This is a genomic window from Prolixibacteraceae bacterium (genome assembly GCA_019856515.1).
In the GTDB taxonomy this organism is placed as follows: domain Bacteria; phylum Bacteroidota; class Bacteroidia; order Bacteroidales; family Prolixibacteraceae; genus Halosquirtibacter; species Halosquirtibacter xylanolyticus.
Map to the genome: position 1 here is coordinate 4,523,749 of CP082230.1, position 12,922 is coordinate 4,536,670.

The 12,922-nt window shown below is 39.5% G+C and carries 6 protein-coding genes and 3 tRNA genes; 8 read left to right on the forward strand and 1 reads right to left on the reverse strand.

Translation table 11 applies throughout. The features are described from left to right. Positions 1-11 precede the first annotated feature (11 nt). Together K5X82_16615 and K5X82_16620 are read left to right on the forward strand one after the other, a co-directional pair. Positions 12-2,678 carry a transglutaminase domain-containing protein gene (locus K5X82_16615; GenBank protein QZT36839.1) on the forward strand — a complete coding sequence of 889 codons (2,667 nt, stop codon included), beginning with the start codon at positions 12-14 and terminating at the stop codon, positions 2,676-2,678. Continuing rightward, a complete protein-coding gene (locus K5X82_16620; protein ID QZT36840.1) occupies positions 2,678-3,907 on the forward strand; it encodes a hypothetical protein in 1,230 nt (409 codons plus the stop codon). The genes K5X82_16615 and K5X82_16620 overlap by 1 nt, the downstream gene beginning before the upstream one ends. A 107-nt stretch (positions 3,908-4,014) precedes the next feature. Here the strand turns inward: K5X82_16620 and K5X82_16625 are convergent, their stop codons facing one another. After that, on the reverse strand, positions 4,015-4,746 hold the full coding sequence (locus K5X82_16625) for a potassium channel family protein (GenBank protein ID QZT36841.1): 732 nt from the start codon (positions 4,744-4,746) through the stop codon (positions 4,015-4,017). A 105-nt stretch (positions 4,747-4,851) separates the two neighbouring features. On the opposite strand from K5X82_16625, the gene K5X82_16630 reads away from it, so the two are divergent. The 6 genes from K5X82_16630 (at position 4,852) to K5X82_16655 (ending at position 12,385) form a co-directional block, all read left to right on the forward strand. After that, positions 4,852-6,138 carry a cysteate synthase gene (locus K5X82_16630; GenBank protein ID QZT36842.1) on the forward strand — a complete coding sequence of 429 codons (1,287 nt, stop codon included), beginning with the start codon at positions 4,852-4,854 and terminating at the stop codon, positions 6,136-6,138. A gap of 169 nt (positions 6,139-6,307) precedes the next feature. Further along, positions 6,308-6,381: transfer RNA gene (locus tag K5X82_16635), tRNA-Arg, on the forward strand. Between the two features lie 24 nt (positions 6,382-6,405). Then, positions 6,406-6,479 (forward strand) — tRNA-Arg (locus K5X82_16640). 23 nt (positions 6,480-6,502) lie between these two features. After that, positions 6,503-6,576, forward strand: a tRNA-Arg gene (locus tag K5X82_16645). Between the two features lie 904 nt (positions 6,577-7,480). After that, positions 7,481-10,705, forward strand: a complete 3,225-nt coding sequence (locus tag K5X82_16650; protein QZT36843.1) for a SusC/RagA family TonB-linked outer membrane protein — start codon at positions 7,481-7,483, stop codon at positions 10,703-10,705. Between the two features lie 21 nt (positions 10,706-10,726). Then, entirely contained in the window at positions 10,727-12,385 is a 1,659-nt protein-coding gene (locus tag K5X82_16655) for a SusD/RagB family nutrient-binding outer membrane lipoprotein (protein QZT36844.1), read from the forward strand. Positions 12,386-12,922: the final 537 nt, after the last annotated feature.

Below are 12,922 nucleotides of genomic sequence, written 5' to 3' on the forward strand. Positions count from 1 at the left end.
ACATCATTGTTATGAAATATAGATTATTATACCTATTGGGCTTTGTTGTATTGTGGAGCTGTTCCAATGTACCAGAGTCAAGCTTTATAACAGATAAGGCATATAGAGCAAAGGTGGAGAAGCAGTTCAAATCAAGAATGCCGATTTTAGAAAAACGTCATGATGAACTCTTATCTGTTTTTGATAGTGATACTATCACTGTGGATGAAAAAGAGGCATTGAAATTTATCTATGCTTATATGCCATTAAACGATATGGCTGATTATAATGGAGATTTCTTATATAAGAATGTGCATCTTGCCTTTATGATTCGTGACTTCTTCCCTTGGGGAAAGAATGTTTCTGAAGAGAACTTTAGACATTATGTTGTTCCATTTCGAAATAACAACGAGAACTTAGATAACCATCGAGAAGTGTTCTTCCATGAACTGAAGGATCGTGTAAAAGGGATGAACATGCATGATGCTGCTTTGGAGGTGAATCATTGGTGTCACGAGAAGGTTACTTATCATGTAACTGATGCGCGTACACTATCTCCGATGGCTACTGTAAAGAATGCTTACGGTCGTTGTGGTGAGGAGTCAGTTTTTGCTGTTGAAGCATATCGTTCTGTTGGAATCCCTGCACGCCAAGTGTATACTCCACGTTGGGCACATAGCGATGACAACCACGCATGGGTTGAGGTCTGTATCGATGGTAAATGGTACTTTACAGGAGCATGTGAGCCAGCACCTGAGTTCAATATGGGTTGGTTTGAAGGTCCTGCAAGTCGAGGTATTCTAATGAATGCTCGTACGTATGGTTTGATGCAAGGTGCCCCTGCTTATGTCTCTAAGGATGGTTTAACCTCTCTATTGAATGTGACAGAGAACTATGCTCCTGTTGCAGACAATACCATCAAAGTTGTCGATATCAATGGCAACCCTATTGCGAATGCAAGTGTGGCAATTTCTCTTTATAACTATGCTGAGATCTATCCTATCATGAAACGTACCACCGATAAAGATGGGGTATGTCATATCAAAACAGGACTAGGGGATGTATTGGTGTGGGTTTATGGCGATAAAGGATACTCGATGAAGAAGATCACAGCTTCAGGGGGTGTTCATGAGATTGTTTATGAGCCACGCCTACATACAGATGGAAATATTGACTTTGATTTGGTGCCACCAATCGAAAATGTGCGCAGGGTTACAGAAGTGACAGAAGCACAGCGTAAGGAGAATAGTCGTCGTTTGGCCCAAGAAGATAAAATTCGTGGTGCTTACGAGAAGACATTTGTTAGTAATGCCATTGACATTCCTGCCAAAGCCAAGGAGTTAGGGGTAGATGCGGAAGCATTAAAAGTCTCTTTGAAAGCTGCTCGAGGAAATGGTCAAGTGGTTCTTGGCTTACTTGAAGAGGTGACTCCATCTGAACGTGATGTGTTGATGCAGATGTATCATGTGGTCTCATATAAAGACCTACAGGATACGCCTAAAGAGATATTTGAATCACATCTAAAAGATACACCTGCATACAGTAAATCAAAATATGACACCAAAGAGTTTTGGGCAAAATATATATTAGATCCAAGGGTCGAGAAAGAGCTGTTATCTTCATATAAAGCATATTTACAGAGAGTACTTGGAGATATAACATCTGCCAAGGCTTTAATTCAGTGGATGCATAAGAACATGAAATTAGATACTGTTAACAATGTGTTTAGAGTTCCTCTTTCACCACAAGGAGCATTCGAACTGAAGCGTGTGGATAAAAGAAGTCGTTCGATATTCTTTGTAGCTACCTCTCGTTCATTAGGTATCCCTGCTCGCTTGGAGCCTGCAACAAAGCAGCCTCAATATTTCGAAGGGGGACAGTGGGTTGATGTTCGTTTTGAACCAAAAGCAAAATTGCCGAAGAAGGGAACTCTTCAACTGGTGAGTGCTGATCCAACCAAGCCACTTCAGTATTATGGGCAGTTTACGATTGCTCGTTTCGACAATGGACTATACCGTACCCTTGCTTTTGATCAAGGCAAAGCGGTGAAGGATTTCCCAGAAGGGGTGAAATTAGAGAAGAAAGCAATTACTGTTGATGTCCCTGTTGGTGCCTATATGGTGACTTCAGGAAACCGACTTAAAGATGGTTCAGTGCTTACTCGTCTGGCTTTCTTCGAAGTCAAAGAGGGTAAGAAGACCAAAGTGAAAGTCTCTATACGAAAAGATATGAAGCCTCTTCCTGTACTAGGTAAGGTGAACTATACGACATCTTTTAACGGATATCCAGACCAGTCGAAGTCAATTTCTATGGCAAAAACTATGAAAGGTAAAGTATCTGTAATTGCTTGGTTGGATCCTGATAGAGAGCCTACAAAGCATTTCATGGGAGATGTTAAGAGTTTGAAAAAGAAATTTGAATCGAAAGGTGTGGCGATGACTTTCCTTGTTCCTAAAGATAAGTTGACTTCGTCGTTCGAAAGAGATCCTTTTGTAATTCCTAGTCAGGCTCAGTATGGTGTAGATCAGACAACTTTAGCACAATTTGAAGCTGCATTGAAGACCAAGTCTAACGGGAGGCTGCCTGCCGTATTTGTTGTGAATACCAAAGGAGAGATCGTTTATCAGTCTCATGGTTATCAAATCGGAGTAGGAGAACAAGTGATTAAGACAATCCAAAAATTAGAAGAGACCAAGTGATGAGAAACCATAAAATAAAATTACTACCTATAGCAAGTTTTGTACTACTGCTGTCCACTATATGGACAGCTTGTACCTCTATTAATCCTTCGGCGAGTGCGGTTAAAACCTTCGAGAAGCAGATAGAGAATAACGACATAGATCTACCTGCAGAGACTTTAGATGTCTCCTTAAAACCGGTGGATGCTGAAAAAGCTGCAGATCTATATATGGGGTATTTAGATCAACAGGATAGCGAATTGTTGAAGAAAGAGTGGGCGGATACAACCTATACCTTTGATAAATATGTGATGCCTGTTAAGGTTCGATATTTCAAACCAACTGAAGGGGCTAAGAGTTTAATCATCTCTCTTCATGGAGGTGGTTCGACAACCAAAGAGGCAAATGACCAACAGTGGCGTAATCAAATTGCACTATATAACAACATGAGTAATGCCGTATATGTGGCGCCAAGAGCTGCGGTAGATGCATGGAATATGTGGCACCAATCTCATGTAGATGAGTTGTTGACAAAAATTATTCGTAGTTATGTTCTGTTCGATCAGGTCGATCCGAATCGTGTTTATATCACAGGATACTCTGCTGGTGGGGATGGCGTATATCAATTGGCACCTCGTATGTCTGATCGTTTGGCTGGTGCTGATATGAATGCTGGTCATCCTAATGAGGTGACTCCTTTAGGATTACGTAATTTGCCTTTTGCTCTTTTTATGGGAGCCGAGGATGCTGCGTATCATAGAAATGATATTGCTCGTAAGTGGAGAGTATCATTAGATAGCTTACAAGATCTAGATCCTAATGGTTATACTCACTATGTGGATGTTGTTCCTGGCAAAGGTCACTGGATGGATCATAAAGACAGTTTGGCTCTTGACTGGATGGTGAAATATCGTCGAGCAATCAATCCGAATCGAGTAGTTTGGATTCAAGATGATGTAAAATATGCTTCATCTTATTGGTTGGCTACTGATGTGAAAAGTAGTAAAGCTGGTGATATGGCTGATGTGGTAAAAGAGGGAAATACATTTACGGTGAAGGACAGTAGTTTTAAAACCCTTTATATCCAATATAGCCCTACCTCTATTGATCCTAACAAGCCAATTGAAGTGATATATAATGGAAAGAAAAAGAGTTATGAGCCTACCTTTACATTACGTCATTTGATCAATACAGCCAACAACACCCATGATGCAGAATTGATCTATATGGGGCGTATTGAGGTTAAATGAATTGGATAAGAGAGTTCGTTTCATGTACTATTGATTTTATATAGACAAAATCAGTAAATTAAAAAAGGTTGGGTCATTCGTGTTACCCAACCTTTTGTTTTTCTGACTTAATCTTTATCTTCTAACTCTTGGTCTATCTTCGTAGGCAACTTGTTTAATGTATGCTCTTCATCTTTGATGGTGGATGACGTAAACTTACCAATAATAATACCAACAATAACGATAGAGTAGAAGTTACCTATAAGGGTCATTAGTATCGTGTATTTTTTAGCATATACAGTGACAGGTATTATATCTCCAAAACCAACAGTGGTTAGGGTGATGAAACTAAAATATTGAAAATCAGCAATCTTATCTCCAGTAAGGTTACCCTCAAAAGAATCTGGAGTGACTGACTCTATAATCATTGCTCCAATACCGCCTGCAATACCTAGAATAATTAGCCCACACAAAACAGCTGTGATAATAGATGAACTTACTTTGGTGGTAGACCTAACCTGATGGAATAGTTCTAAAGAGAAGGTGATAAAGAACACCAAGTAGGCCAACTGCTTCAATATATTTAGTTGTTCTAATGGAATAATAATATTGATGAGTTCCCCGATAGTTAAGATGATTAAGAGACTCTTGTAGATGAGGTTCTTTTGTCTATTTCTATGTACTAGATTCCATCCTGCAAGGACTGTCAGGAGGAGCCACAACGGCCTGAAATAGGTGTAGTATATCCAATCCTCTATGGGAAAGAAAAGATCTCCAAATACTGTTAGTAATAGAGCATATAGCAATAGTCGATATCTTGATCGATAGATTTTTTTATTAAATGATTGCCACTGTATCATATTCGTATGGTTTGATAATTACTTCTATTCGATTTATTTCAGAATTATACACTGCTTCATTCAAAAAGCCTTATTTTTGTGCGTAAATTTGAAAACAGATCCGTAATGGTTGATTTTAAGAAAACAGAATACCACTTAAAATCTCTTTGTTGTGATGCTTGTTTTGAAGATAAGAACTGGGTTTTAGATCACGATTGTGACTGTGGTCCATCTCTTATCCAAGCGGTCTACAAAGAGAAACAAATTTCTATTCATAATAACCATCCAGGGCTATATAAGTTCTCTGATTGGTTACCAATTCAAAAAACATTGCCTGGTGCTGGTTCTCCTTTTACCTACAAAAGTGAGGCATTAGCCCAACATTTGGGTCTTTCTAACCTTTATGTCACTTTCAGTGGCTATTGGCCAGAAAGAGGTGGGGATATGAAGAGTGGTTCATTTAAAGAGTGTGAAGCTTATTGTGTTACTGCTAGAGGTACAGAGCCAAAAGATAAGATCTTAGTGGTAGCGTCTGCTGGAAATACGGCAAGAGCATTTGCTCGTGTATGCTCTGAGAATAAGATTCCATTGCTTTTATGCATTCCTGAGGATAACATTAATGCCTTGTATTTTGATCATGAATTAGATCCTTGTGTGAAAGTCGTAGCTGCTGCTTCTGGTGGAGATTACTACGACGCGATTCATATCTCTAATGTAGCTTGTTCATTACCTGAATACTATGCTGAAGGGGGGGCAAAGAATGTGGCACGTCGTGATGGAATGGCTACAACGGTATACTCTGCAATCACTACTATTGGAGAGATTCCTTCATACTACTTCCAAGCTGTCGGTAGTGGAACAGGTGCCATTGCTGCATGGGAAGCGGTAGAACGTTTTAAAGAAGATGGTCGCTTTGGTTCGAACAACATGAAACTATTGGTTTCGCAGAATGAACCATTTGTGCCTATCCAGTTAGCATGGAGAGCAGACTCTCGTTCAATGTTGCCTCAAGATGATGACCAAGCACGTCGTCAAGTGGAAGAGATCGATGCAAAAGTGTTGTCTAATAGAAAGCCTCCTTATGGTTTGACTGGAGGGCTATACGATGCATTAAAAGCAACTGACGGAGATGTATTGACTGCATCAAACGAAGAAGGTGCTGCTGCTGGTGAATTATTCGAGAAACTTGAAGGTATCGATATTGAACCTGCATCTGCAATTGCTTTGGCCACTTTGATTAAAGAGGTGCCACAATTAGATAAAGATGCTTTGATCATGTTGAACATTACTGGTGGTGGAAAAAATAGATTCCACAAGGATCACAAAATATTTATGAAGAAGCCTGATATGGTTATCCCTATTGGTGTTTCGGATGAAGAGATTATTGCCCATTTAAATGGTTTGATCAAATAATTCTATCGGTTACGGGAGAATAAGGCTGTTCTCCCGTAATTTTTTTTGATGTTTATGTTGTTGAGGACTAAAATTATAGCCATTTATCCTTATTTATTAGCCATTTTTAGTGGCTGTTTTTTTTGGAACTTCAATCAAAATACATAGATTTGCATCGCAATTAAGAAATGGTCTAGTAGCTCAACTGGATAGAGCATCAGCCTTCTAAGCTGAGGGTTGTGGGTTCGAGTCCCGCCTGGATCACTCTTTTTTTGTAATACCAAGTATGGTCTAGTAGCTCAACTGGATAGAGCATCAGCCTTCTAAGCTGAGGGTTGTGGGTTCGAGTCCCGCCTGGATCACACTAACATATTTTTTAAGGATCGGTCTAGTAGCTCAACTGGATAGAGCATCAGCCTTCTAAGCTGAGGGTTGTGGGTTCGAGTCCCGCCTGGATCACCTGTTAAGCCTAAATCATTTCTTGATTTAGGCTTTTTTATTGCCCTCTCTCTCTTCTATTGGTAATATCTCAACTCTATTCTCTAGTAATCCTACTTTCTTTAGATCTCGATTTTATCTGAAAAGAGTTCTACTCGTCTTTGTCTATCAACACCATTACTCACGTATAAGAATCTATTCACCCCAGATCCATTTTCGTTATTAATTCCCCACTTTTTTATATGACTTCAGAGCTACCTTCCCCTGACTTTCCCCTGCCCTTCCCCTGCAATTGTGCGAGAATAGTTCGTGAATACTTCGAGAATGGTCCATCGATTTGGGCAGAATATCGGAGAATTCTCGGACAATATTCGGATATTTTTCAAGTCATTGCATACTAAAGGCAGGGGAAGTGCAGGGGAAAGTAGTATGGAGGTGATGTATAAGACTAACATTGCTTCTCTGGTATAACATGGCACTTTGATGTGTCGAGGAGGTTTTCAATCGGAGTTTAACTGTATTAATGAGAAAAGATTGCCTCTTCTGATATTTATTGTTTGATTTTTTTGGAGTAAATAAGGAGTTGGAGGTATGTTTTATGAGTGGATAAAATAACTTTCCTATATATAGTAATGGTTATGGTATTTGTCTTTTGAAGTTCAATAGATGTTATGGATTGTGAAAATGTGACTTTTTGGGGATGATTTAGATAAAGAGAGTAAAATACCTATTTGTCTTTTTAAATAATTACTGCCTATCTTTGAGACCTGTTATACAACATTCTCTGAACTGCTACCTGTCTTATCAGTTGATTATTCTGATAAGCAAGGTGGCTTTGTTTAAGAGAGATTATTAAGATTATTAATTCATTATTCATCCAGTATTATGGAGTGTGACTGTATCAAATTAGAAAGGTTAATATTTTATGAAAAAGAGTTTATTCGCCATGACGGCTATCGTCTTGGTCAGTTTAAATATTGCGCTCGGTCAGAGACCTGCAATAACTGGCCTCGTTATCTCAAAACGTGATAACCAACCAATTCCTGGAGCAACCGTTGTTGTTTCCTCTACATCTATAGGTACTGTCACAAGCTTCGATGGTTCCTTTCAAATTTCGCCTCCTTCTGAGGCAAAGACCTTGACTGTAAGTTATATTGGCATGAAGCCTGTTGAGGTCCAAATTACCCAAAAAGAGTTTTATAAAATTGTTCTTGAATCACATAATGTTTCTGTGGATGAGGTGGTTGTGACCGCTTTAGGTGTTTCAAGGGAGAAGAAAGCACTAGGGTATTCGGTTCAGAATATTTCTGGTAGTAATGTGGGACCTGGAGATCAAGGGAATGCGGTAGCTCAGTTGTCTGGTAAGGTAGCAGGGGTACAGATTTCAGGCTCTTCAAGTGCTATTGGTGGATCTACTCGGGTGTTAATTCGTGGTGCTAATTCGATAACAGGGGAGAACCAACCTCTATTTGTAATTGATGGTGTCCCATTGGATAATGCCAACTATAGTGAGAGTAAAGATCGACCAGGTGGTAGTGGTATTGATTATGGAAATATGTCTCAGGATATTAATCCCGAGGATATTGAAACGATATCGGTATTGAAAGGTCCATCTGCTGCAGCCCTTTATGGCTCTAGAGCTGCCAATGGGGTGATTATGATTACGACCAAGAGAGGGGGTAAGCGTCCTGGATTGGGGGTCACTATTCGTAGTGGTGTCTCTGTGGAGAAAGTGAATCGATTACCAAAACTACAGAGTCAATATGGTGGCGGTGGTTTAAGTAGCTTTGATAAGGTGACCATCGACGGAACGCCATATGCAACGGTGGCATATCATGTGGATGAGAGTTGGGGCCCTAAGTTCGATCCGAATCAACAGGTGTTGCATTGGGATGGATTGAATCCGCAAGATCCAGATAATTATTTGAAGACAAGGCCTTGGGTGGCTCCAGAGAATGATATTGATAAGTTCTTTGATACAGGGGTGATTTTTAATAATACGATCTCTTTATCTGGCTCGAAAGAGGATAGTGATTTTCGTCTGTCTTTTCATAGTTTGAATGCTACCGGTTTTCTACCTAATGCCTCTTCGGATAAATATACGGTTACTTTCAATGGTCGCTCTAAGATTAGTGAGATGATTGAGATTACGGCTGGTGGATCTTTTATCAATAATCAAGTGACAGGTCGTCCTGTGACTGGTTATAGTTCGAACAATGTGATGCTTCAGTTGACGCAGTGGGGACAACGCCAACTGGACTATGAGAGATTGAAGAACTATAAGAATGAGGATGGGACACATAATCCATGGAACCGTACTTCTGCCTTAAATCCTAGAGCAAAGTATATCAATAATCCATACTGGATTCGGAATGAGAATTACACAGAGGAGAGTCGAAATAGATTTATTGGTAATGCTGGTGTGACTTTGAGGCCTACCAAATCATTGAGCTCAACTTTGAAGGTGTATCATGACTCTTATGTCTTTCAGAATTCAGACCGTATGGCTGTTGGGTCACGTCATACACCAAGTTATTCGGAGACCGTTAGACAGTTTCAAGAGAATAATGTGGAGTGGATCACACAGTGGCAAAAGCAAGTTGGAGACGATTGGTCTTTAGATGCTTTGGTTGGTGGAAATATACGAAAGAATAAATTCTATCGTACTTCAGGTGAAACCCAGAGTGGATTGTTTATTTCGGGATTGTATAATACAAAGAATTCTGTTGATCCTCCTATTGTAGATGACTATGAGAGACATCGTTTGGGCTATAGTGTGTTTGGGCGTCTGAGTGCTGGGTATAAAAGAGTTTTGTATGTAGATGTTACTGCTCGAAATGATTGGTCTTCTACTCTGCCTGTGGAGAATAGGTCTTATTTCTACCCATCGGTGAACGGAAGTTTTGTGTTCAGTTCATTGCCGTGGTTCGAATCTTCGGAGGTGCTTTCCTTTGGTAAGGTGAGAGCAGGATGGGCCAAGACAGGAAATGATACGGATCCTTACGCTTTGTCGGAGACTTACGCTATCACTTCGCCCAACTTTTCAGGGGTAGCTCAATATAGTGTGCCTGATGTTTTGGCTAATGGCGATCTGAAAGCTGAGGTGACTTATGCCAAGGAGGTTGGTTTAGAGGCAATGTTCTTTAATAATCGATTGGGTTTTGATGCGACACTCTACTGGAATCGCACAGAGGATTTGATCACCAAGGTGGCACTTTCTGGTACTTCAGGTTATTCTCATATGTTTGATAATGCAGGGGTGATGACCAATAATGGTTTTGAGTTGGTATTGAATGCGACGCCTGTGAAGACCAATAATTTCTCTTGGGATATTACGGTCAACTATGCGAAGAATAATAACAAGTTGGTGTCGTTGAAAGAGGGTATAAATAACTACCAGATGGGGGTTGCTCCACAGAATGTTACGGTGAATGCCTTTGTCGGATCATCGTATGGTGCAATTTTGGGAACTAACTATGTGTATGATGACCAAGGTCAACGTGTTGTTGGGATTGATGGAAGATATCTTGAGACATTAGCACCAGAGGTTATTGGTAGTGTACTTCCTGATTATAATATGGGAATACAGCAGCAGTTCCGTTATAAGAATGTCTCTCTATCTGCTTTGATTGATATTCAGAAAGGTGGAAACTATTACTCTATCTCGAATCTATTCGGTATGTCTTCGGGGTTGCTCGAAGAGACAGTATATCGCAATGGGGTTGATATTCGAGAGCATGGTTTGATTCTAGATGGTGTTTATGGCAAGTTTGATGCTGATGGGAATGTTGTACATGTGACCAAAGATAATGTGACTTCAAGTGGTGCCGTTGCCAATGACACAGAGATTACTGCTCGTCAGTATGGGAAAGATTTTCGTTATGGTCCCGATGTTCAAAATATATTTGATGCTTCTTATATCAAGTTGAGGGAGGTTACTTTAAGTTATCAGTTCCCAAGTCGTTTGACGGGTCCTATTCAGAATTTACGTTTCTCAATCTATGGTAGAAACCTATATACTTGGGGGCTCGATAATACGAATATAGATCCTGAAATGGCTGTTACCTCATCAGGTAACGTGCAAGGTATTGAGGGAGGGGCCCTTCCTTCGACAGCCAATTATGGTGTGAATGTTCAGTTCAGTTTGTAATAGAAATAAAAAGATAAAGTTATGTTGAAACTAAGATTTAATAGATATATCGTGTTGTTCCCAATCTTTTTATTTCTAATTGGATGTGGAGATCAATTGACAGAGACCAATGTTAACCCCAACGCACCTAATAGGGTGCCTGTGACTACTTTGTTGATCAAGTCGCAGAACAGTTTGATTCATCATCTTCGAGATAAATCGTATGCAGGGCGTTCGGCTTTAGTTTGGATGCAATATTGGGCACAAACGAACTATACAAATGAAGATCGATATGTTTTTGATGAGAATACCAACGCTTCAAGATGGTCACAGATATATCTTGATTTGATGGATCTTAAAGAGATAGAAGAGATCAATGCGGACCCACAACAACGATTGGAAGCTGCACTTTATGGTGATAGTGATAACCAAGTGGCGGTGGCAAGGATATTAAAGTCATGGGTGTTTATGGTTCTTACCGAGAGTTATGGTCCGATACCATACTACTCTTATGGAAATAAGAGTGATGATTTTCAGGCTCTAGGAGCTCGCAACAAAGTGGTGAATCCAATATATGCGGATCCTCAGTCGGTATATTTAGATATATTGAATGAGTTGAGAGAGGCTGCGGATATGATTCATGAGGATAAAATTGCTTTCTCTTCGGGAGATAATATCTATCAAGGAGATGCCAGGAAGTGGAAGCGGTTGGCTAACTCTTTGATCTTAAGAGGAGCATTGCGTATTTCTAAGGTGTTGCCTGAGGTGGCTACGGAGGCCATACAGAAAGCTTTGGATAGTGGTGTGATGCAAAGTAATGATGATAGTGCATTTTTTACTAGTGATGCGGTTGCTGCAAATGCATCCCCTTTTTATAGAGCTTTTGCGATCGATAATAGATCAGATTTTGCTGTAGCAAAACCTTTTGTAGATCTACTAAAAGGGGTGTCTGGACCATTTGCACAAGTCGACCCAAGGTTATATTATTTTGCGGCTCCGATTGAAGCAGTTGCCTTTGCAAGTTCAGGTCCTCAGATTATTCATAAGAGTTATATCCCATCAGCAAGTGATTTGTTGGGTAGTGGTACGTATCAAGTGGATAATTATGAGGGGATGCCTTATGGTTTGGAGAGTGTGTTTACATCTCGTATTGGTATTGGAGCCACTTCATTACCCAACATGCCGATCCAAGCGACCTTTAAGAATACGATTATGGGTTACAGTGAAGTGTGCCTTATTCTATCAGAGTGGAATGGATGGGATGATGCTTATTACAAGAGAGGTGTAGCGGCTTCTTTGGATCGATGGGGTGTGACAGCTTCTAATATCAATGATTATGTTGCTCTTTTATCCCCTGCAAACGAAGAGCGTGTTCTTACCCAAAAATATATTTCATTGTATATGCAGCCATTTAACGCATGGGCTGAATATCGAAGAACAGGATATCCTAAAATATTGGTAAAACCAGGGGAGGTTTCGTTTGTGGATGAGAAAGGTGTGTTGAATGAAGAGGGTGAGACAGTGAAAGGCAAGTCCTATATATTCACATCCTTGGCACCTGATGTACAAGATGATCTTCCTCGTAGGTTACGTTATTCAAATAAAGAGAGTTTATTAAACCCTTCGGGATATAAAAAAGGGCTTGCACTTTTAAACGGTCCTGATTTAATGAGTACCGACATATGGTGGGATATTGATTAGTGTCTAGTCATACCAATTAAGTCATGAAGTGATCTATATGATTGTGTTCTATATCGTTTATACTTCGTTAAAAAAACTCACCGTTGGGAGAGCGATGCTTCGATTTTTATGCCTTGTCTAAACAAGATATATTCGCAAGATTCGATAGTTAATTTGATAGTTCAATAGGTATTATATAGTGGTTAATAATGATCAGGGGGGCTGTCTTATTCTAGATAGTCCTCCTTTTTTTGGGTTTGGTCAAAAAGATCTGTTCGTGACTTTTTTGCTATTGGTTGATGTAAATGGTGATTTGGTAGATTAAAAAATGTTTCATAATCTAAAATAATCGTGAGTAAGATTAAGTGTAGATCAATTAGAGATTTCAAAATAGTTTCAATATGAGACAAATATTAATTATGAATTATTCCTTAAATTTTTAGAACAAAGCATTAGAATCCATTGTTTTTTATCCATATTTTTCAATTGAAATAGATGAAAAACACCTAATTTTCTTATGGATATGAACTCTATAAAGAAGATAAATATGGATTAAGT